Below are 19,688 nucleotides of genomic sequence, written 5' to 3'. Positions count from 1 at the left end.
CACCGAGTAGAAATCATTCATTTAAATGAAGATAGTTATCGTATGAAGCATCGTTCTACCATATTTGGGGAACAAAGTGTTTCAAAATAACGAGCAAAAATTGTTTCATTCTACTTGACGGTCACACCACCTTGGATTGAGCACCATTTTTATTTAATTTTGCTAATACTTTTCCATATTTAATTTCTTCTAATCTTTCTAGGTCTTTAATATCGTTTTTTATGCGCCAAAAAGTAGTCTCAGAAACTGGTTTTATTGGTTCATCCCTGAGTTCATTTAGCTCATCCATTCTGAGTAAGTATTCATTATAGAGATAATCAAGGGTGAAATGTTCACCATCATATAGATATTCCTCTACAACTCCTACCACTTTTGACTTAGCAATTTCATTGGACCATCGTTCTTTGGGTCCCTTAAGATCATGTCTTGAAATTAAACTTCTAATATCGTGTGACTTTTCATATTTTTTCTTCCAGTTATACAGTGTTGCTACAGAGATTTTCATATCTTTAGGTAAGGATGAAATATACTTCTTTATCTCGCTAGGTAATACATCTCCTTCTAAAACGGGCTTCAATATTTCAAGTTTTCTTTCTGCAGCCACTCTATATTCCTTTGGTATTAACTCATAGTCAGTTAGTTCAACTTCAAATTCATTGCCCTTAACAACTTTAAATATCAATTTATATTCTTCCCAAAGCTTTAGTAAGTCCCACCGCCCCCATGTTTCAGCCTTTTTATAAGATAAATTTTCAACTTCGATTACTGTGTCCATTTCTTTTCTAACTATATATTCTGTATCATCAATCATAAATTTTGTGCCATGTGTAAAACTATAATTGGACATTTTAATCCACCTATCTAAGAAACAGTTAATAAAGAGTCACTTGTCAGCTTATGATTTATTAGATCAGTATGTAATTTACGGTCATAAATAAGGGAATATAGATGTGAATACAATTCCTGCTCACTATATTGAGGTAATTCAGCAATAAGAGTACTTATTTTGACATTTTGTTTACCTTTAACCATTTGAATAATCCTATTCTTTAAATTAGTGTCCATAGATTGATAATTTACGTTTCTTAACTTTTCTAGATTATATTGAAGATGCCCTACCCTAATATTTTCTTCAGTAGCAACTATATATTCCCAATTATTTTCTTCACAAAATTGTTTTCCTACTTCAAATTTCAATAGATTTTTTTCCTTTTTTAGAAATCTCATAGGTTTCACTTCAACAAGCAGCACCTTATTATCACCAGTTATTACCTTAAAGTCAGGATAATAATTATAAGATGTTCCCTTATACTTGTATGGTATTTTTATGGGCTGCGACTCGTAATAATCAACTTCCGAATCAAACTCAAGTAAATGAATGTAATCCCTTTCAAGTAAACTCTCGTATTTAATCATAGTTCCACATTTTGTACTAGGAAAATTTCCTCTGTAATTTTTCATTTTACTAGGTTTTATTGGGCGTGCTCCGTGCATTTACCTCACCTCATAATTTTTATTTTTATTATACCCTTAAATTAGACTAAATAATATGAATATTTAGTCTATTATAGACAATAATATTTATTATTTGGAGGTGAACAAAATGCTATTATTCTCAACAGAACCCCATCCTGGAGAATCACTCTACAGTTTGCTGCTAAGAACAGCAAAAAGTAACTTTATGGATAATCCAAATTGGATTCTTCAAAACTTCAAGGATTTTTCAACCCTAGAACTAATACCAAATGAAATTAACTGGCTTTCAGATGCCAATTTAAAAAAGATGTCTGAGTTTCTATCTATTTCCTATCAGAAAGCCAAAGAATTATCATTTCACTCAACATTAAGTCAACATCAATTGGCTATTAATAGTATTGAAAAAAACCCATGGTTTCTTTATTCTAGAACAAAGTGTTGCCCCTTATGCCTACAAGAATCAACCTATCATAAAAAAAACTGGAGTAGTTCACATTCGTTAATTTGTACCAAGCATGGAATTTTTCTTATTGATGCCTGCCCAGATTGTAACACTTCTTTTAAAATCCAATCGATTGTTGAAAATAAATGTAAAAGGTGTAATCTCTCAATAGATTCAGTCATTTCAAAACAAATCGCTCAATCATCCACACTAATCAAATACCAAAGAATAGTAGACGGTTTATTCACTCCCTCAAATTTCATCTATGATCACCCCTACATAAATAATATTAGTAGTTTTATTAAGGTATTAGAGTTTATAGCAAACTGGGCCGTAAGAATTCTTCCGTCAGAAAAATTGGACTTAAAAGTGTTATCTTTTACTTATGATGGCAATGCTAAAGAACGGAACAGTTTAAAGAATGCAAAACATATTGAACAGGCCATTTGTATATATGGCTTTGCTTTTATGGTTTTAGAGAATTGGCCATTAAATTTTTATAAGATGTTAAATGATGCGGAGAATAGCAAAAAAAAAGACTTTTTCTACTTTGTCGATATAATAGTCCCTTCCCTTTACAACTCTGAATTATCATTTATAGCAATAGAGTTTGGTAACTTTATTGCGCATGAAAAACTTAGACTTCCCAACCGTTACAATTTTGTATGTACTGAACAAATTAAATTACTAAATGATAATTTTAACGCTAGTATCATTCACAGTAATTTGCTACCGACATATAGCTATGAGTTTGCTCATAAGAATATTAACTTGGTTTCTTCAGAGGATTTCAACTCATTTTTAATTGATTTTGAAAATAGTTTTACAAAAGAGAAATTAAAGGAAAGATGGAAAACAAGCTCTATAGCAACCCTATCAATTTTGGAAAACAAATTTTTAAATAATGCTTTCAATTTTCGCAGCGGCTCTGTTAATACATGGGTAATTCCAAAAGATTCAGTCATAGGTTTTGAAAAAAAACTAGCCGCATTTTCCACTCAATTACCTGAACAACCCATAACCACTAGACAGGCTATAGAATGGTTCGGTCCCAAAAATGCAAACATCCTTTTTGATGGGATACTAAGTGGTAAGATAAAATTTAATTTCAACAAGTCCATTGGGGAATCATGGGTTTGTAAGGATGAAGTTTATGAATTTGTGAGTGCGGTTTTACTAAAAAATGGGGAAACTACAGGATTTATTCCTTTAAGGAATTTAGTTTTTATCCTTGGAGTTAAAAAGTCAGATATCATCTATTGGTTAAGAACTGGAAGATTTGCTTCTTTTTCAGAAATATCCATCGACAGTATACCAATAATCAATGTTAACCACTTCTTAGACAATTATCATACTACCCTTCAACTATCAATGATATATAAAATCCCCATAAAAAGATTACTCAAAAAACACAGGTTAGGCAAAGTAGTTTCTTTATCTGGTCCTCACTTTAATGATGGCCAACGTTTATTGTTTAGTAGAAATATAGAAATTTTTTAAAAGGGGGTTAAGGGGGTTAAATTCTAAGATTCCTTCTGTGTATAATACCGAAATTTCTTATTTTTCAAGAAATTAATTACTCACTTTTAATTAGTTATTACGTTATATATTTCTATAATTTTTCTGCACAATTTCTCCAAACTCTTAGAGTAAAATGTATGTATCAATCGAAATCAGGTGAGCACAGTGAAGAAACTCTCAGTAAAACTCGGAATTTTGTTCTTTTTAACAATGTTTGGTCTTATGACATTTATGTTCTTCTTCTTACATAAGGGTATTGTGGAATCTACTGTAGACGAAGAGCTTAGTGCATTACAAGCTAGAGGTAATTCCCACAGAGCCATTCTCGAAAAACACTTTGATGAGGAAACGATTGCCCATGTAATTTTAATGGAGTCTGAATCCACGACTGATGTCTTAATAACAGATAACAAAGGAGTTAATTTAGATTCATCTTCATCAAATAATTTTAGTAAATACCTAAAGGAGCCATCTACAACGATCCCCATAGAGGGTAAAGTTATGGAAGATGATTGGGAGAATAAGGCATTTATTGCAACAGTTAGTCCTGTCAACATAGATAATCAGACAGTTGGCTTTGTATACATGTTTCAAGATACCGAATCCGTTCTTTCCCTTATCCAAAGATTAAATGAACACTTTATTTTAGCTGGGTGGATTTCCGTTTTTCTAACCCTAATTATTATCTTCTTTTTATCAAAAGGGATAACTAAGCCACTTATTAAAATGAAAGAGGCAACATCCCAGATTAGTAGAGGTGATTTTTCAGTGTCCTTACCAAAAACATCTGACGATGAATTAGGAGATTTAGCAAGATCTATTGAAACATTGGCCACAGATTTAAATCATTTAACGCGTGAGCGCAGTGAATTTTTAGCAAGCATATCGCATGAACTCAGAACACCTTTAACCTATATTAAAGGATATGCAGATATTCTAAATAAACGAAGTTTATCAAGTGATGAAAAAGAAAAATATTTAACAATTATACTTGAAGAATCAAATAGGTTGTCTGGATTGATAAAGGAATTATTTGAGTTAGCAAAAGTGGATCAAAATTCTTTTCTCATTCAAAAAGAACTTATAAATCTTAATGAATTCATCAATAAAATTAATAAAAAACTTTCTCCTGCATTTGATGAAAAAAGGATGACACTTGAGCCTATTTGTGAACCAAACACCTTTCTCGAAGCCGATCCAATTCGACTCGAACAAATCCTTTTTAATTTATTGGACAACTCCATGAAGTATTCACAGCAAGGTGCGACCATCAAGTTAAAGGCATGGAAAAATAAACATTCAGTTCACATTAAGATTTCAGATAATGGAAAAGGCATTCCCAAAGAAGATATTCCGTTTATTTTTAACCGTTTCTACAGAGTTGATAAATCTCGAACACGGTCTCTTGGTGGAACTGGGCTTGGATTAGCAATTGTAAAAGAGCTTGTTTTAGCTCATGATGCCCAAATAACAGTTAATAGTAAAGAACATGTAGGTACAGAGTTTGAATTGATTTTTAAAGGTGGGCTGAAAAAATGAAAAATGTCTTATTAGTTGATGATGAACGCAGAATGCTTGATTTGATATCTCTCTATTTAACCCCACTTGGATATAACTGCATAACAAAAGAATCAGCCATTGATGCGCTTGAATATTTGAAATCAGGTTATACCGTTGATCTTATATTATTAGATATCATGATGCCGGAGATGGATGGGTGGGAAGCTTGCAAGGAAATTAGAGAACAATGGGATATCCCTATTATTATGCTCACGGCAATGAGTGAGAAATCCGATATTGTTAAAGGGTTAAAAGGTGGTGCAGACGACTACATTTCGAAGCCATTTGATGAGGAAGAGTTAACCGCAAGGATTGAAGCAGTATTACGACGACAAAACAAACAAACTGAACTTATTTCTTTTCAGGGACTAACTTTGAATGAAGATTCCTACCAGCTGTTTAATAACGGTGTGGAGATTCCTCTCACGCCAAAGGAATTTGGTATGATGAGTTTATTCTTGAATAACCAAAATAAGGTTTTCTCTAGAGAACATTTAATTAATTCTATTTGGGGTTATGACGTAACAACAGAAGATCGAACAATTGATTCACACGTAAGAAATCTAAGAGAAAAACTTCGAAAAGCCGGTTGCCCTGCCGATAAGCATTTACTTACAGTTTGGGGCATCGGGTATAAATGGGTTAAAAATTAATACTGGGATAATATAAATAACCCTTGGAGACTGTTAAATACTCAATTAAAAGACCATTTATCTTTTCACTTTATTAGATAAATGGTCTTTTTTCCTTTTTATCAGCACTAATTTCAGTCATTTATATCTATTAATATAAAGAGGCAATTCTTATAAAAATAAAACTTATAAACCATCACCACGCCGTTCTGAATCTGCAGCATGAGCCCCTCTTTCCTTTCTAAAAAGAATCATAGTATCACCATTATAAGACTTAAACTAATGATAGTTTGACCAATGAAAGGGCCAATTAATACATGTCTCAGGAAAATAAAGTAACCATTCCCATTACGATTCATTTACTTCCTTCAGCGTTTGATAAACTTGAAAAAATTAAGGACTATCTATCGATTCGATACAATCAAGAAAAACAGATTGAAGGAATTATAAAAGGTGCAATTGTTGACTTTCTTGATATTATGTTTCCAGTCTCAGATGTTGAAATATTTTCTATAAAAGCTCTCATCTTAGATGATACAAAGTACGTCATTAGAAATCGCATTAAAGATATCATGAAGAATAAGAAAATAAAATCAGTTGAAATACACCGAAATACTGGAATTAGCGAAAGTACCCTATCCCAAATTCTAAATAATAAAAGTCATAATATGTCATTAGACTACTTTCTTCGAATTTGGTTAGCATTGGATTGTCCACCTATTGGAGATTGCTTGTATAAAGAAAATATTAAGTAGTAAATCAAGTCAAAACTACTAGTGGAGTAAAAGTTAGAAAAGCCTAGCGGAGCAACCATGCTAATTTCAATTTTTATTCCGTTTGTATCCGAATAACAAAACTAAATATTATCTAAATAAGCTTCTTTCGGGTTCAGATTATCATAAGATAAATGTTTTTGAACAAAGCCCAATTATATTAGATGTTCTCCTGAGGAAAGTAAATTGTTACTGTAGTCCCAACATTTATTTTACTCTCTATCTTAATTTCCCCTTGGTGAGCATCGACCAGTGCTTTGACAATTGAAAGTCCAATTCCGATTCCCCCCGTCTTTCTATCTCTTGATTTATCTCCACGATAAAATCTTTCGTACAGATAGGGTAGATCATGTTCTTTTATTCCAATACCTTCATCTTTTATAGAAAATCCTATCATATTGCTTTTTTCCTCGATTGACATTATGACCTGTTTTCCTGGCTGAGTATATTGAAGGGCGTTATTTACTATATTCGTTAATATTTGAATGACACGATCACGATCAGCGTGAAACCAATGTTCTTTTTCAGAAATACTTATTGTAAGTTTTACCCTCTTCTCATTAAATGCAGATTCAAATTGTGTTTTTATTCGATTGAGAATCTTATTAGCTTCAATATCCGTTTTCTTCAGCTTGATTTGAGGATTCTCGGCTGCAAGAAGCTTTTCTAATTCATTCACGAGACGAACTAACCGCATTAATTCATCATGACTCTGCTGAAGCCTCTTAGGAGTAGGTTCCCAAACTCCATCTTGATACGCCTCAATTTGACTCCTCAAAGTAGCAAGAGGTGTTCGGAGTTCATGGGCAAGATCTGCAGTAAATTGTTTTCTGAGTGTCTCCTCTTTGGAGAGTGCTTCTGCCAAATTGTTAAAGGTATTTGCTAACGGTTGCATCTCTTTTGACAGCTCATCGAGAGTGACTCTCGTGTTCCATTTATGTTTTTGTAAAGCCTGAACAGCTTTGGATAGCGTATTAAAACCAGTAGTCAATCGCTTGGAAAACAAGATACTAAATACAAACGATAGGATAATAGTAATAATAGCTCCTACATAGATATTTTTCTTGATTGTGTTTAGAAAAGAAAAATCCTCATCCATAAGACTGTCAGGATAATAAACTTTTATACTTCCAATAACTTGCTTTTCTATTGATAAATCGTATGTCGAAGACAGATACTCGACACTATCAGATTGCCTTCCCATGCTTTCCATCATTCCGAGCATCATCGTGGTATCAGCTAACAGCTTTCCATCTTTATCGTGAATCTGATAAAATAAATTCTCGGTCATGGCCTGCTCATGCAGTAAACCCGTGATATCATCATTTAAGAGACTTCCCGATTCTTTATATTCTCTTGCTGCTTCTTCTTGTAAAAGACTAATGTCTTGCTCCCGGTTCGCTCTTAAGTAATCTGTAAATTGATCTTCAAACCCCCATGAGATTGAAATACTCGTAAGTAAAATTCCACAAAGTGAAACAATGAGGAAGTAAAATAAAATTCTAGATCGCAATGTCAGGTGCATCTGGCTTTTCTCCAAACTTATAACCCATGCCAAAAACAGTTAAAATGTATTCAGGATGTCGGGAGTCGGTTTCAATCTTCTTTCGCAAATTTTTGATATGGGTATCTATGCTTCGTTCATATCCTTCAAAATAGACGCCATCTTCCTGCACTTTTTCTAATAAATCTATTCTGCGGTAGACACGGCCCGGAAAGCTTGCCATCGTGAAAAGAAGCTTAAATTCAATCGGTGTTAACGTAATCACTTGTCCGTTTAGTACCACCTCTTTTTTAATTGTATCGATTATCAGTGCCCGATCATTGAAAGTGAGCTGGTTTGTCGGTTTCTTTATCCTTCTCAATATTGCTTTTACTCTTATCACTACTTCTCTAGGACTGAACGGTTTGGTTACATAATCATCTGCACCGATCACAATCCCGTTTATTAGATCTTCTTCTGCCGACTTTGCTGTCAGCATGATGATGGGAACATCGCTTTCCTTTCTTATTAGCCTACAAACCTCTTCTCCAGATATATCCGGCAACATCAAATCCAAAATAATCATATCTGGATCATGTTCCTTTGCTCTTTTGAGTGCATCTATTCCATTTAAGGCAGAGATGCTGTTCCATCCCTCTTTTTCAAAATAAGCTTCTAACACTTCTAAGATCACTTCTTCATCATCAACCATTAGAATTTTCGTCACTACGAACCACTCCTTGTACGTATTTTAGCATCTTCTAGATCAGAAAAAGAAATCTTCACAACTTCCACATAAATTCTCCATAAGATCTTCATTAGCTAGCGTTATGATGGGATCAAGAAAGGAGATGAATAAAAATGAAAAAGAAATTACTAGTAGGAATCTTAAGCAGTGCGTTTATTTTAGGTGCTGGGACATTAACTTTTGCCCAAACAAACGGTGAGGGAGATGGATTATTCAACTTCGAAAAAATGCAACCTCAAATTGAAAAAATACATCCTGAATTAAGCAAAGAAGAGCAAAAAGAAATGTTTGATGCCTGCCATGGAGAAGGAGGAATGATGGAAAACTTCCATGGTGAAAATGCTAGCAATATGATGAATCAATTCTAGTTAAGAGGTGATTCCAAATGATAAGTGTACATGGGTTAGGGATGATGGGTTTTGGACTTCTAGGATGGGGACTCAACCTTTTCATAATTGGAATCGTAGTATACTTTGCTGTCAAACTTGCAATAAAGAGTTCTAAACTGTAAATGTAGACCAGAAAATGCAGATGAAAATTCACCCATTCAAGTCAAAGGATTGGTTCCTCACCGATCCTTTTTTAATAGAACTAGACATTACTCTGATATTGATCTTCCTAACTATAAAGCTAAATAAGTAGACTTTACGTTATAAATACAAAAAAACGATGCTCTTCACAATTATGGAAGTGCATCATTTTTTTGTGTAGACTATGCTGCTCAGTGTTGGTACGTCCTGTTCGCCATTCCGATATCAAGAAAATATTTTTTCATACTCCACAAATTAACAACTATTTAGGTATTTTGTTCTATTTTAACTGCATGGTTGTAATACAAGTGCCATCGTTTTCAAAAGTAGAAAACTCTGACTCTACCTTTTTTCCGTCGTGAGTAATCGTTATTTGGTAGGTTTTGTCTCGCGGTAGCCATAAATCAATGAATCCATTAGATTGAGATTTTAATGTTTCATCTAAAATTACATTGTTTTCCACGTCTTCAATATATACGTCAAACTCTTTTTCCACCAATTCTCCTTGACAACCTGTCAAGCTATGGTTCGTTCAGGGATGGGTTTCATTGACATACGGAGCGATGGAAACAAAAAATTCATCTTCTGGTAAGTCATAGGTTACCTCGCTTTCATCACTGTCGGTCACAATGAGTTGTTGTGAGGTGATTGAGGCGGACTGATTCTTTATATTGCCTACACTATAATCATGCACCAGTTCCTTAATGTTTTCCGTTGTTGCTGGTTGTGTTTCATCACTATTGTTTGAACATGCCCCTAACAGCAATGATAAACCAATAAATATAGGTAACATGAATTTCTTTCTGCTTTTTCTTAACACTTCATGTAATCCTCCTTTCATAATCCATGATTAATATACTCAAAAAGTGTGCAGATTTTCTGCATTTTACTTTACTATTCCATGAATATGAGACTAAAAAAACCAATTTTTGCCCCAATAAGTAATTTTATCAAGAACCCCAATATGATTTAGACAAAAGGGTCTCTGGTCGAAGAAGAAATTTATAAGAAGTAACCTACTCCTTTATAGTTGGCATTTGTCACCCACCTTCTATACAGGTAGCCGTTGAACTTCCAACAGCAGCATTTAATTCAATAAGAAGATTAGAAAGTATCTCAGGCTCTATAATCCTTTCTAATGTCATATCAGTTAGTGGTACATTAAATTTTACAAAAACAGGTGCTGTATTCTTCCATACTTTAACTATTGCTTTAGGAGACATATTAGACTGTATTACCATAGTAAAACCTCCATTATTATTTCTCTTCAAACAAGAATGTTTCAATATTTAGATTCTCGTATAAAGTTTTTTCGTTTGGTCAACTTTCCTCTAAATTAGGTAGCATTTGTTCAGTCCATATTTTGTCTCGTATTCTTATTTGGACTCAATGTTAACTGTCTAAAAATCGAGCCCATTAGAAATATACTACTATCAATTCTAATATCCGATGTTTCTATGTTCCTTAAGGTTTCTCTATTAATATTCGCCCCCCATAGCCTTACAGTTAGTGGGTTTAAAATATCCATAGTCAACCCTATTATTTTATTCTCACTTCTCATATGTTCTAACATATAGATTTGTCCAGTTGGTTTACAGACTCTACGTAATTCCTTCAGTCCTCTTATTGGATCGGGAACGGAGCAAAAAACGCATGTCGAAACAATAGAATCAAATGTGTTATCTGGAAAAGGCAAGTTCTGAATGTCTGCTTCAAATAATTCAATAGGATAAGGGAAGTTTCCCCTTAATACCTTCTCTTTTGCAAGTTTAAGCATTCCACTGCTAAAATCGACACCTGTTAGTGAGCGAATATCCTTGGGATAATAAGGAAGATTAGCACCTGTCCCGATCCCCACTTCAAGAACTTCCCCCGAAACTTGAGAAAGTAAATCGTGCCTCCATTTATCTTTTACCATTTTATCCATGACTTCATAAATGCTAGAAATACGATTATAACGTCTCTTTATTACTTCACTTGTATTCACCTTAAAAATCACATCCAGTTCTCTTCCCCGTTATACTATTCCTTTTTCTGATAAGCATCGGAAAACAATATGCCCTGATTTATCTCTTAAACACCTAGAGATTGTTCTACCATGGTTTCCTAAGACGCAATCGTTTTTTCTTGATTTTAATGAAGATTAAAGAGCTTAAGGTTGCTAAGATAGCAATGATGATAAAAGCGTTTAAAGAGCCGAAAACCCCATTTTTTTCTTCCATGATTTGTTTTTCTTCTTTTATTTTAGGAGTTTTAATTTCATTAATAGGGAGTGTAACAATGTTCTCTTGGAATTGGTTCTTAATTTCAAAAAGACCTTCTTGTGTAATTTCCTCTGTGATTTCTTCGTTATTAGTAATAGGAAATGAATACATTTCATTTGTAACAAACTTCTTGCCATTTAAAGAATATTCTTTTCCCTTTGGAATAGTAACAAGATTAAAATTGTTAAAAGCATAGTCAAGAAGTTCGACGGTATCATTATAGATCATATCTTGTGACTAACCCTTTAAAACAACAGCAATTACAGACATATTATCCCTTTTTGCAGTAGTAATTAAGGTGTGTTTTGATTCGTCAACAAAACCCGTTTTTCCTCCGGTAATCCCCTCATATGGCCGTTCTCTCATCAATTTATGATGATTGTAAATGGTGGTATCCCAAACCTCTCCATCCCACTTTAATTCTTTTGTCCCAAATATTTCTCGGAAGTCAGCGTTTTTCATTGAATATTGCGTAATGACCGCCAAATCTCTCGCCGTAGTCGTATGATCGGGATTAAACAACCCATGTGGATTAACAAAATGAGTACGATTCAATCCAATTCCTTGTAAATAATCATTGATACTAGCTGCAAATTCTTCCTCAGACCCATCCAAATACTCTGCAATCGCAACTCCTGCATCATTTCCCGAATTTATGAGCAACCCTTGAATTAGTTTTCTAAGAGAAACTTTCTCCCCTACTTCTAAATAAACTCTTGTCCCATCCACCTGTCTGGCCCTTTCACTAACTGTTACTAAATCTTCCAGGTTTCCTTTTTCTATGGCGTATATGGCTGTTGCAACCTTTGTTAAGCTGGCCGGGTACATTAATCGTTCTGCGTTCTTTTCGTATAATACTCTACCACTGCTCTCTTCTATTAAGATGGCAGCTTCACTTATAATTTTTGGTCCCTCATTCGGTTTTTCTGCAATTGTAATGGATTGAAAAACTAAATTGAGAAGTATTGAGATTATAAAAATATTCATTGTTTTTTTGGCTATTTTATCAAAAATTAGATTATTCTTTGAGGATCTTAAAGATCCTAATTTATTCTTATACTTTTTATTCATTGGTTCTTACCTCATGTTTAAAATCAAAATCCCCATGTATCATAAAATATAAATATGAAGAAAGTATGCAGATTGAAAGTAAGAAATAGATTATCCAATTAGTTATCCCTTTTGATATTGCTCAATTTAATCGCTTTACGCCAAAATGACCTCTATCTTACATAATAGAGGTCGCTGACGTTAAACGAGATTCTTTTATAGGATGGCTTAAATATCATAAATCTAATTTTCATGTTGTTCTGTATTAGAATGGGCAGGATTTTCGGCAGGTCCTGCCACTGCTGTTATGACATAATATGCACCTACTGCTACAAGCAAATAAATGGTTGCAGAAAGAACCCATTTTTTCATAATACATGTCTCCCTATAATTTTACTTTTTGTAGACGTAACGCATTTAGCACTACAGATACGGAGCTAAAGGCCATAGCAGCACCTGCAAGCCATGGAGCTAGGAATCCGACTGCCGCAACTGGTATACCAATCGTGTTATAGACAAGAGCCCAGAAGAGGTTTTGCTTAATGTTTCTCATCGTTTTATGACTCATTAGAATAGAATCAGGAATACTGTTTAGGTCACCACGAATCAAAGTGATGTCTGCAGCTTCCATGGCAACATCTGTACCAGTACCAATGGCCATTCCAATATCTGCGGTTGCAAGTGCCGGTGCATCATTAATTCCATCTCCAACCATGGCAACAATTTTGCCTTCTGCCTGAAGTTTCTTCACTTCTTCTGCTTTTCCTTCCGGTAAAACCTCAGCGATTACATGATCAACTCCAGCTTGTTTAGCTATTGCCTCAGCAGTTTGTTTGTTGTCACCCGTAATCATGATTACTTGAAGCCCCATTTCTTTCATGCGTTTGATGGCCTCTGTTGAGGTTTCCTTAATGGTGTCTGCAACAGCTACTAAACCTGCATATGATCCGTCAATGGCAGCTAGCATAGCTGTTTTCCCTTGTTTTTCGAGCTCTTCCATTTTCTCTAAGACTTTCTCCACGTCCACATGGTTCTGCTTCATAAGACGTCGAGTTCCAACTAGTACTGTTTTTCCATCCACCCTAGCCTTAATTCCATATCCAGGGATGTTTTCAAACTCAGCCACATCTTTCAAATCAATTGACTTTTCCTTAATCCCTTCTACTATTGCCTGAGCTAGAGGATGCTCAGATTGCTTTTCTGCAGAACCTACTAAGGACAAAAACTCTGCTTCATTTTGCTCAGTAATAACATCTGTAAGAACAGGAGCCCCATTTGTGATCGTACCTGTTTTATCTAGGATGACTGTATTAACACTATGGGTTTTCTCAAGATGCTCACCGCCTTTAAAGAGGATTCCGTACTCCACAGATCGTCCAGAACCAGCCATAATGGATGTTGGTGTTGCAAGTCCCAATGCACATGGACACGCAATAACAAGAACGGCTATTAATTTTTCTAGGGCTTCAGCAAAGTTTCCTGGATCCACCCATATATACCAGATTAGAAATGTGATAACTGCAATCCCTACCACGATTGGGACGAATATTCCAGATATAGAATCAGCCATACGCTGAATTGGAGCTTTTGAACCTTGCGCCTCTTCCACTACTTTAATAATTTGAGCTAAAGCTGTTTCTTTTCCTACCTTTGTTGCTTCAATTTTTATAAAACCGTTTTTGTTAAGAGTGGCCCCAATGACGGTATCTCCTACCGATTTATCTACTGGAACACTTTCTCCTGTTAACATCGATTCATCAATAGCCGAGCTACCCTCTAAGACTACCCCATCAACAGGAATTTTTTCTCCCGGTTTAATTAATAGAACATCACCACTGATTACTTCTTCTAACGGAATAGTTTCTTCTACACCATTGCGAAGAACAGTTGCCGTTTTTGCCTGTAAGCCCATTAATTTTTTAATGGCTTCAGACGATTTCCCTTTTGCTCTAGCCTCAAACAGTTTTCCAAGAATGATTAACGTAATTAGGACAGCACTCGTTTCAAAGTAAAGCCCCACCGAGTGAGCATTGCTTCCAATCGTTTGGATGGCCAAATAGACACTATAAAAATAGGCGGCTGATGTTCCTAAAGCAACTAGGACATCCATATTGGCACTTTTATTTTTTAAAGCTTTGTATGCTCCTACATAAAATTGTTTACCAATAAAAAATTGTACGGGCGTTGCTAATGCCATTTGGACCCAAGGATTCATAAACGCCTCAGGAACGTAAAGGGAAGATGTAAAACTAAAATGCCCAAACATTGCCCAAAGAAGAGGCAATGATAAAATGGCTGAAAAAATAAACTTCCCTTGTTGTTTCTCGATTTCCTTTTGGCGATGGTCAACCGCTTCTTTTTCATTTTCATCACTTTTTACCATAGCACCATATCCCAGGTCCTCAACTTTTTGAATCATCTCTTTTGGAGAAACAACAGAAGGGTTATATTCAACTGATGCTTTCTCCAGAGCTAAGTTCACATTGGCTTGAACAATCCCATCTAACTTATTAAGTCCCTTTTCAATTCTTGTTGCGCATGCCGCACAAGTCATGCCAGTTAGGACTAGTTCTTTCTTTTCCGTAACCACATCGTAACCTAAATCACGTATTTTTTTCTGGATATCCGTAGGGCTCATTACATCCGAATCATATTTGACCATTGCTTTTTCCAGTGCAAGATTCACATTTGCCTCTTGTACACCATCCATTTTCTTTAGCCCTTTTTCAATTCTTGTTGCACATGCCGCACAGGTCATGCCGGTTATTTGGAATTGGTTTTCTATCGCTTTCCCACTCATTTTTTCAACACCTCATACCTATACAGGGTATATTTTTTGTAAAAGAGAGACGTGCTTACAATAGCACGTACCTCTTAGCTTTATTAATTTACATCATAACCTTGATCATCAATGGTTTCCTTAATTGTTTCTAAAGTTACCTTGTTAGAATCAAATTCTACATCTACAGTTCCGTTTTCTAAATGAACTTTTACTTCAAAAACGCCATTAAGTTTTCCAACACTACCTTCAACTGATTTTACACAATGACCACAAGACATTCCTTGTACGTTAATAGTTACTTTTTCCATTTATATCGACTCCTTTTATTTTTTCATTAATTTTTGAATGGTTATAAGAACCTCATCTAAAACTTCCATATCGCCTACTTTTATTCTGTCTACTACACACTCTCTTAAATGAGCATCAAGTAAAATTTTTGCAACACCATTCAAGGCTGCTTGACTGGCGGAAATCTGAGTTATAACATCATCACAATAAGTATCTTTTTCGATTAATCTTTTTATGCCCCGAATTTGACCTTCAATCCGGTTGAGCCGAGACACAAGATTCTTTTTTACATTCTCAGAATGATAACTTTTCTTCTCACCTGATAACGAACAACATGGTACCTCAGCTGTCGGATTATTTGTTAATTCGGTTGCCATTTTTAGCTCCCCTCCTCAATTATATTATAGTATACCCCTGTACCCTATGTAAAGTAATACTTGTAATAGAATTTGATAATTTCGTGAAATCTTTAGATCCATTTTGCATGACTACATCTATTGTTCCTTGGAATCGAGTAAAATAATTCTTTTTAATAGCAAATTAAAAATACAAAAATACCCAGTTGGAAAAAATTCAATCTACAGGATATGACTACTGGTACAAAACAAAATTTCAAGTCATAGTTACTATTTATGTAATTACATAAAACCCAACCGTACCTTTAGCACGGCTGGATTTTAATTTATGACCCTTTTTTAGTCATGGATGAGAGAGAATTAATTTCTTGTTGAAGTCTTTCATTCTCCTGCTCTAGTATGGATATTTTAACATCTAATTCTTTTGAGGAATTATGATGCTGATGGCCTCCTCCGTGACTATGACCTTTCATCATGAAAATCATCATCAGTGGACATATCAACAACATCAAAAAGGGTAACCATTCCACTTAAATCACTCCTGTCTTTTTCTTTATCATACAAAGAAAATATGGAGATTTTATCGAGTTTTGATATTTATTTTTATGTTTTCAGCTGTAAAGTAATTTCTTATTGAGGGTAAAGGTCAGGTTCTTCCTTTCTGCAAAGTTTCCCGACACTTTCTATTAATTTATGGGAATATTGAGTCTTTAAAATAAACATAGTCAATCCTCGTTATCTATCAAGATATATCACAAATGAAAGGAGATAAATGAAGTGAAAAAAATGGCTTTATAATCAGAACAATAATACTCATCTAGGGGCTATGCCTCTTAATCCTATAATGCATACCTTCTGGCTTCCAAATCAAGAGGCGTTCCATATAATTGAAACGCCCCTAAATATTGAAGTTAGTGAAACTAGTATACCTCTAACCTACTTTTATGGAGGTACACCACGAATTATTTTAAACTGCGGCTTAAGAAGTTTTTTGTTCGTTCCAATTGCGGGTTAGCAAAAAAGTCTGTTGGGTGACCTGTTTCGACAATCTCACCCTTGTCCATAAAAATAACTTTGTTTGCCACTTCCTTTGCGAACTCCATCTCATGTGTCACTACAATCATCGTCATTTGCTCTTCCGCAAGGCCTTTCATTACTTGTAGTACTTCACCAGTCAATTCTGGGTCCAAAGCAGATGTAGGCTCATCAAATAACAGAATTTCTGGATTCAGCATAAGTGCTCTGGCAATGGCGACTCTTTGTTTTTGCCCACCAGAGAGCTTGGCGGGGTATGCAGTAGCCCGTTCGGAGAGCCCAATTTTATCTAGAAGCTCCCTGCTTCTTTTTTGAATGTCTAAGGATGTTTCTTTCTTTAGCATTTTGGGAGCAAGCTCTAAATTTTCTTTGACAGTTAGGTGAGGAAAGAGGTTGAAATGCTGAAAGACCATCCCCATTTTGGAAGTGATTCGTTTAATCTCCTGCGGTTTCGAATAAATTCCACCCTTCACTAGAGTATCACCGCCTACATGAATGCTTCCTGTATTTATTTTTTCTAGATAAACTAGACTGCGAAGCATCGTGCTTTTTCCCGAACCCGAAGGGCCGATGACCGCAACCACATCGTTTTTATTTACATCAAAAGTAATCTGTTTTAGTACATCTAGATTCCCATATGATTTTTTTAGTTTAGATATTTCAATGATAGCCACTTTTACCACTCCTTCTTATTCAAATCTAAACCGTTTTTCAAGCCACTTAAAAAGTATGGTTAATAAGAGTGTCATGATTAAATAAATGATACCCGCGACAAAAAACGGGACAATTGTAAAGTCACGGTTCACTGCGGTTTGGGCAAAGTGTAACAATTCTGGCACAGCGACTGCATAGAGTAGTGCGGTATCCTTTACTAATGTCACCGATTCATTCGCAACAGAAGGTAATGCAATCCGGAACATCTGCGGAAGGATTACCCGCGATGTAGTCTGCCATTTATTCATGCCAAGTACTTGGGAAGCCTCATATTGGCCCTTATCAATCGCAAGAATACCACCACGGAAAATTTCAGCAAAATAGGCAGCATAGTTCAAAGAAAAACCTATGCAGGCAGCGACAAAACGATCAAGCACTAAATATTCTCCGACTACAGGGATCATCGGTAACCCAAAGCATATGAGCAAAAGTTGTAGCAATAGTGGTGTACCACGCATCACGTATATATAGCTATGGGCAAACCAAGAAAGTGGCTTGATACTACTATTTACAGCAAGCATTAATACGAAACCCAGTGGAATCGAAGCTACAATAGCGATCAGAAACAGAAGGACAGTCATCTGCGCTCCTTCCAGCATTGGCTTAAGTATTGAGAGAATATAATCAAACGGCATAAAAGATTCCTCCAAAAGCAAAACAGGGTTCCCTAAGGAAATCCTGTTTTGCTTAATCTACATTATTACTTTAATACTTTATCTTCACCGAACCACTTATTCGAGATTTCAGCTGCTGTTCCGTCCTCTTTTATCGCATCAAGGGCCTTTTGAAGCTTTTCAAGCAATTCTTCGTTACCCTTTTTTACGCCCACTCCATATTCTTCAGGAGCAAGAGACTCATCAAGAACCTTAAAAGTATCTTTTTCTTTAGTCAAATAATAATTAATAACAATCTCATCAATAACGACAGCATCCAAACGTCCATTCTTTAAGTCAGTCAATGCTGTAACATTATCGGAAAACTCGCTAACTTCCTTAATCTTGGATTTAATTGGACTAGCATTCAAAGTATCAGCAGCGGAGGAAAGAGATTGAAGTCCCACCACTCTACCTTCTAAATCATTTAGTTTTGTAATATTTGAATCACTCATGGTGACAACAACCTGTGCATTTTTTAAATAAGGTTTTGTGAAAAGAACCTTTTCTTTACGCTCGTCTGTAATGGTATACCCATTCCAAATAAGATCAATTCGACCACTGCTTAGTTCAGATTCTTTAGTTTTCCAATCAATTGGTTGAAATTCAACCGTTACCCCCATTTTTTCAGCTGCAGCTTTAGCATAGTCAATATCAAAACCTACAATTTCATTATTTTCATCCCTGAACCCCATTGGTGCAAATTTATCATCAATACCAATCACTAACGTACTTTTATTTTTTTTCTCAGTGTTATCCGATCCGGGACTAGAGCAAGATGCAAGAAGCGAAAATACTGTCACCACGGAAAGTATAATAGATAATAATCGTTTCATATGAATAAACCCACCTTTAACAAAGTATATCGTACCTTTCTAGGTTACCACCCACAAGACTTAAAGAAGAAAAGGGTAGCAACCGATACTCTTTATTATGATAATACATTAAAGTATCGAACCGAACAGGGATAAGTTTATAAAAAATAACTAGGAATGTCAAAGGTATTTTTTAGTATATTAGCAGACTAAAGGATTTTCTAAATCTACCATGACTTCAACCGCTTTTCATTAAGCGGTCTTTCAAAAAACATCGGTGAATAGGGCCTTTTTTGTGACGTCGCAATTTGAAAAAGTGGAAATGTAACAAGAAAGATCAGGTATATAGAGTCTAAAAGGGATATTTTCGTTCCTCAGAGATTAACCAAATATATCAAAGAAAACGATAAAAAAGAAAAAGCTGACATCAAAGTCGTGTTTAGGTACTGCACCCCAGAAGTTAGAGTTAAAAATCTAACCTCTGGGGTGTTTTTGTATGGCAAAATATAGTGAAGAATTTAAATTAAAAATTGTAATGGAATATCTAAGGGGCAAACTAGGATATT

Annotated in this window: 22 protein-coding genes and 1 pseudogene; 6 read left to right on the top strand and 17 right to left on the bottom strand. The window is 35.0% G+C overall.

The window, feature by feature from the left end; all coding sequences use genetic code 11:
• Positions 1-90: pseudogene (locus tag PZE06_RS23235) on the top strand (ATP-binding protein); the annotation flags it as partial.
• Between the two features lie 31 nt (positions 91-121).
• Here PZE06_RS23235 and PZE06_RS23230 read toward each other — a convergent pair.
• Together PZE06_RS23230 and PZE06_RS23225 are read right to left on the bottom strand one after the other, a co-directional pair.
• Positions 122-847, bottom strand: a complete 726-nt coding sequence (locus tag PZE06_RS23230; RefSeq protein ID WP_151026034.1) for a hypothetical protein — start codon at positions 845-847, stop codon at positions 122-124.
• Positions 848-861: 14 nt separating this feature from the next.
• A complete protein-coding gene (locus PZE06_RS23225) occupies positions 862-1,494 on the bottom strand; it encodes a TnsA endonuclease N-terminal domain-containing protein (protein WP_151026033.1) in 633 nt (210 codons plus the stop codon).
• A gap of 109 nt (positions 1,495-1,603) precedes the next feature.
• Here PZE06_RS23225 and PZE06_RS23220 point away from each other — a divergent pair, with 109 nt between their 5' ends.
• From PZE06_RS23220 to PZE06_RS23205, 4 genes are all read left to right on the top strand, one after another.
• Positions 1,604-3,418, top strand: a complete 1,815-nt coding sequence (locus PZE06_RS23220; protein ID WP_151026032.1) for a TniQ family protein — start codon at positions 1,604-1,606, stop codon at positions 3,416-3,418.
• 186 nt (positions 3,419-3,604) lie between these two features.
• Positions 3,605-4,978, top strand: a complete 1,374-nt coding sequence (locus PZE06_RS23215; RefSeq protein ID WP_151026036.1) for a sensor histidine kinase — start codon at positions 3,605-3,607, stop codon at positions 4,976-4,978.
• Entirely contained in the window at positions 4,975-5,652 is a 678-nt protein-coding gene (locus PZE06_RS23210) for a response regulator transcription factor (RefSeq protein WP_151026031.1), read from the top strand. The genes PZE06_RS23215 and PZE06_RS23210 overlap by 4 nt, the downstream gene beginning before the upstream one ends.
• 296 nt (positions 5,653-5,948) lie before the next feature.
• The gene (locus PZE06_RS23205) at positions 5,949-6,386 is read left to right on the top strand and encodes a helix-turn-helix domain-containing protein (RefSeq protein WP_151026030.1); all 438 of its coding nucleotides are present in this window, start codon (positions 5,949-5,951) and stop codon (positions 6,384-6,386) included.
• 178 nt (positions 6,387-6,564) lie between these two features.
• Here the strand turns inward: PZE06_RS23205 and PZE06_RS23200 are convergent, their stop codons facing one another.
• Positions 6,565-7,929, bottom strand: a complete 1,365-nt coding sequence (locus PZE06_RS23200) for a sensor histidine kinase (RefSeq protein ID WP_151026029.1) — start codon at positions 7,927-7,929, stop codon at positions 6,565-6,567.
• Entirely contained in the window at positions 7,907-8,614 is a 708-nt protein-coding gene (locus PZE06_RS23195) for a response regulator (RefSeq protein ID WP_151026028.1), read from the bottom strand. The genes PZE06_RS23200 and PZE06_RS23195 overlap by 23 nt, the downstream gene beginning before the upstream one ends.
• A gap of 134 nt (positions 8,615-8,748) precedes the next feature.
• Here PZE06_RS23195 and PZE06_RS23190 point away from each other — a divergent pair, with 134 nt between their 5' ends.
• Positions 8,749-9,003 (top strand): hypothetical protein, encoded by a 255-nt coding sequence (locus PZE06_RS23190; RefSeq protein ID WP_151026027.1) that lies wholly within the window; start codon positions 8,749-8,751, stop codon positions 9,001-9,003.
• A 442-nt stretch (positions 9,004-9,445) separates the two neighbouring features.
• Here the strand turns inward: PZE06_RS23190 and PZE06_RS23185 are convergent, their stop codons facing one another.
• The 13 genes from PZE06_RS23185 to PZE06_RS23125 all read right to left on the bottom strand — a co-directional run bounded on the left by PZE06_RS23185 (position 9,446) and on the right by PZE06_RS23125 (position 19,143).
• A complete protein-coding gene (locus tag PZE06_RS23185; RefSeq protein ID WP_191963567.1) occupies positions 9,446-9,958 on the bottom strand; it encodes a CueP family metal-binding protein in 513 nt (170 codons plus the stop codon).
• A gap of 247 nt (positions 9,959-10,205) precedes the next feature.
• Positions 10,206-10,406, bottom strand: coding sequence for a hypothetical protein (locus PZE06_RS23180; RefSeq protein ID WP_151026024.1), 201 nt, complete (start codon positions 10,404-10,406; stop codon positions 10,206-10,208).
• A gap of 110 nt (positions 10,407-10,516) precedes the next feature.
• Positions 10,517-11,164, bottom strand: a complete 648-nt coding sequence (locus tag PZE06_RS23175) for a class I SAM-dependent methyltransferase (RefSeq protein WP_225310798.1) — start codon at positions 11,162-11,164, stop codon at positions 10,517-10,519.
• 94 nt (positions 11,165-11,258) lie between these two features.
• On the bottom strand, positions 11,259-11,657 hold the full coding sequence (locus tag PZE06_RS23170; RefSeq protein ID WP_225310797.1) for a hypothetical protein: 399 nt from the start codon (positions 11,655-11,657) through the stop codon (positions 11,259-11,261).
• Between the two features lie 9 nt (positions 11,658-11,666).
• Positions 11,667-12,500: a D-alanyl-D-alanine carboxypeptidase family protein gene (locus PZE06_RS23165; protein ID WP_225310796.1), complete on the bottom strand. Its 834-nt coding sequence runs from the start codon at positions 12,498-12,500 to the stop codon at positions 11,667-11,669.
• A gap of 222 nt (positions 12,501-12,722) precedes the next feature.
• Positions 12,723-12,851: a hypothetical protein gene (locus tag PZE06_RS23160; protein ID WP_263641579.1), complete on the bottom strand. Its 129-nt coding sequence runs from the start codon at positions 12,849-12,851 to the stop codon at positions 12,723-12,725.
• 13 nt (positions 12,852-12,864) lie between these two features.
• Positions 12,865-15,279 carry a heavy metal translocating P-type ATPase gene (locus tag PZE06_RS23155; protein WP_151026023.1) on the bottom strand — a complete coding sequence of 805 codons (2,415 nt, stop codon included), beginning with the start codon at positions 15,277-15,279 and terminating at the stop codon, positions 12,865-12,867.
• 83 nt (positions 15,280-15,362) lie between these two features.
• Entirely contained in the window at positions 15,363-15,569 is a 207-nt protein-coding gene (copZ, locus tag PZE06_RS23150; protein WP_151026022.1) for a copper chaperone CopZ, read from the bottom strand.
• Between the two features lie 15 nt (positions 15,570-15,584).
• Positions 15,585-15,926 (bottom strand): metal-sensitive transcriptional regulator, encoded by a 342-nt coding sequence (locus PZE06_RS23145; RefSeq protein ID WP_151026021.1) that lies wholly within the window; start codon positions 15,924-15,926, stop codon positions 15,585-15,587.
• Positions 15,927-16,231: 305 nt separating this feature from the next.
• The gene (locus PZE06_RS23140) at positions 16,232-16,435 is read right to left on the bottom strand and encodes a DUF2933 domain-containing protein (protein WP_151026020.1); all 204 of its coding nucleotides are present in this window, start codon (positions 16,433-16,435) and stop codon (positions 16,232-16,234) included.
• A 432-nt stretch (positions 16,436-16,867) separates the two neighbouring features.
• Entirely contained in the window at positions 16,868-17,614 is a 747-nt protein-coding gene (locus tag PZE06_RS23135) for an amino acid ABC transporter ATP-binding protein (protein ID WP_151026019.1), read from the bottom strand.
• 15 nt (positions 17,615-17,629) lie between these two features.
• Positions 17,630-18,289, bottom strand: coding sequence for an amino acid ABC transporter permease (locus tag PZE06_RS23130; protein WP_151026018.1), 660 nt, complete (start codon positions 18,287-18,289; stop codon positions 17,630-17,632).
• A 65-nt stretch (positions 18,290-18,354) separates the two neighbouring features.
• Positions 18,355-19,143, bottom strand: a complete 789-nt coding sequence (locus PZE06_RS23125; protein ID WP_151026017.1) for an amino acid ABC transporter substrate-binding protein — start codon at positions 19,141-19,143, stop codon at positions 18,355-18,357.
• Between the last annotated feature and the right edge of the window lie 545 nt (positions 19,144-19,688).

The organism is Robertmurraya sp. DFI.2.37, assembly GCF_029211245.1.
Taxonomy (GTDB): Bacteria; Bacillota; Bacilli; order Bacillales; family Cytobacillaceae; genus Robertmurraya; species Robertmurraya methanolica_A.
This window is presented reverse-complemented; position numbering and strand designations above follow the sequence as displayed.

Bases quoted from the DNA above. Each gene is read 5' to 3' on its own strand.
- PZE06_RS23230 (WP_151026034.1), bottom strand. From the start codon at position 847: ATGTCCAATTATAGTTTTACACATGGCACAAAATTTATGATTGATGAT.
- PZE06_RS23225 (WP_151026033.1), bottom strand. From the start codon at position 1,494: ATGCACGGAGCACGCCCAATAAAACCTAGTAAAATGAAAAATTACAGA.
- PZE06_RS23220 (WP_151026032.1), top strand. From the start codon at position 1,604: ATGCTATTATTCTCAACAGAACCCCATCCTGGAGAATCACTCTACAGT.
- PZE06_RS23210 (WP_151026031.1), top strand. From the start codon at position 4,975: ATGAAAAATGTCTTATTAGTTGATGATGAACGCAGAATGCTTGATTTG.
- PZE06_RS23205 (WP_151026030.1), top strand. From the start codon at position 5,949: ATGTCTCAGGAAAATAAAGTAACCATTCCCATTACGATTCATTTACTT.
- PZE06_RS23200 (WP_151026029.1), bottom strand. From the start codon at position 7,929: ATGCACCTGACATTGCGATCTAGAATTTTATTTTACTTCCTCATTGTT.
- PZE06_RS23190 (WP_151026027.1), top strand. From the start codon at position 8,749: ATGAAAAAGAAATTACTAGTAGGAATCTTAAGCAGTGCGTTTATTTTA.
- PZE06_RS23180 (WP_151026024.1), bottom strand. From the start codon at position 10,406: ATGGTAATACAGTCTAATATGTCTCCTAAAGCAATAGTTAAAGTATGG.
- PZE06_RS23170 (WP_225310797.1), bottom strand. From the start codon at position 11,657: ATGATCTATAATGATACCGTCGAACTTCTTGACTATGCTTTTAACAAT.
- PZE06_RS23165 (WP_225310796.1), bottom strand. From the start codon at position 12,500: ATGAATAAAAAGTATAAGAATAAATTAGGATCTTTAAGATCCTCAAAG.
- PZE06_RS23160 (WP_263641579.1), bottom strand. From the start codon at position 12,851: ATGAAAAAATGGGTTCTTTCTGCAACCATTTATTTGCTTGTAGCAGTA.
- PZE06_RS23155 (WP_151026023.1), bottom strand. From the start codon at position 15,279: ATGAGTGGGAAAGCGATAGAAAACCAATTCCAAATAACCGGCATGACC.
- copZ (WP_151026022.1), bottom strand. From the start codon at position 15,569: ATGGAAAAAGTAACTATTAACGTACAAGGAATGTCTTGTGGTCATTGT.
- PZE06_RS23145 (WP_151026021.1), bottom strand. From the start codon at position 15,926: ATGGCAACCGAATTAACAAATAATCCGACAGCTGAGGTACCATGTTGT.
- PZE06_RS23130 (WP_151026018.1), bottom strand. From the start codon at position 18,289: ATGCCGTTTGATTATATTCTCTCAATACTTAAGCCAATGCTGGAAGGA.
- PZE06_RS23125 (WP_151026017.1), bottom strand. From the start codon at position 19,143: ATGAAACGATTATTATCTATTATACTTTCCGTGGTGACAGTATTTTCG.